Here is a 1,064-nt window from a genome sequence, read left to right on the forward strand (position 1 = left end):
CGATCAGGTCGGGCACGTCGTCGGTTTCGAAATCGGGCGTCCAGTGCGGCAGCTGCGAGCGTGCAAGGCTGCGCGCGCAGCATTCGCGGAAGTCTTCTGTGGGAAACAACTGCGGGTCGTAGTTACCGTAGACAAAAGGGTACGGATAGTCACGCCACCGGTCGGGCTTCGACAGCGTGGGCTTGTCGACCAACGAGCGCAGCACGCGACCCGACCAGTCGGGCGGCTGGCTCGCCTGCCCGCTGCGCCCGACCAGCGGCTCCGCATGCACGGCTGACAGCGGGCGGGCATCGTGCGCCACGAACACCCCGCTGCGCGGACGCGCTTCCAGAAAGCCTTCGTCGATCAGTTGCAGGTAGGCCGAGGTAACGGTGTTGCGGCTCAGCCCCAACAACGCAGCAAGCTCACGCGACGAAGGCAGCGGCGCGCCGGGCGCCAAGTGCTCTTCAAGAATGGCCTGCACCACGGCGGCGCGCAAACGAGCCTGCAGCGGCAGCGCCGGTTGATCGGGCAGCGCGAAGAGCTGCGCCCACTGGGTGGCTCGCGGGTTCGGGGGCATGGTGCGCCGCAGTTTAGGGCAGGCATTGCGGTCTGTGGTGCTCTGGCTCGGTCGAATCCTCCCAACTGGCCCTATCGCGCCGGCAAGCGGCTGCCTACTCTTGCCGCATCAATTTCCGGAGTTCCCGCGTGACCGCAATGCCTTCCACTTCAGTGACCACCGACACCCTTGCCGCCTTCAGCGACGCCTGGAACCGCCACGACATCGACGCCCTCATGAGCTTCATGACGGCCGACTGCATCTTCCAGACCGCCGCCGGCCCCGACGCCTGCGGCACCCGCCACGTTGGCACCGAGGCGGTGCGCAAGGCCTTTGCCGCAGCATGGCAGGCCGTGCCCGACGCGCAATGGATCAACGGCCAGCACTTCGTGCATGGCGACTTCGGCACCTCGCAGTGGACCTTCACCGGCACCGCCGCCGACGGCAGCCGCATCGAGACCGACGGCATCGACGTCTTCACCTTCAAGGGCGGAAAGATCCACCTGAAGAACGTGTTCCGCAAGGC

2 protein-coding genes are annotated in these 1,064 nt (G+C 66.8%); one reads left to right on the forward strand and one right to left on the reverse strand.

Going from position 1 to position 1,064, the window contains the following annotated elements:
- On the reverse strand, positions 1-559 hold a 559-nt coding region (locus ACSFA3_RS25630), incomplete at its 3' end, for a GntR family transcriptional regulator (RefSeq protein ID WP_435508130.1).
- A gap of 137 nt (positions 560-696) precedes the next feature.
- On the opposite strand from ACSFA3_RS25630, the gene ACSFA3_RS25635 reads away from it, so the two are divergent.
- Positions 697-1,064, forward strand: a 368-nt coding sequence (locus ACSFA3_RS25635; RefSeq protein WP_435508131.1) for a nuclear transport factor 2 family protein, incomplete at its 3' end; no start/stop codon positions are given.

The organism is Variovorax glucosi (assembly GCF_051216695.1).
GTDB lineage: Bacteria > Pseudomonadota > Gammaproteobacteria > Burkholderiales > Burkholderiaceae_C > Variovorax.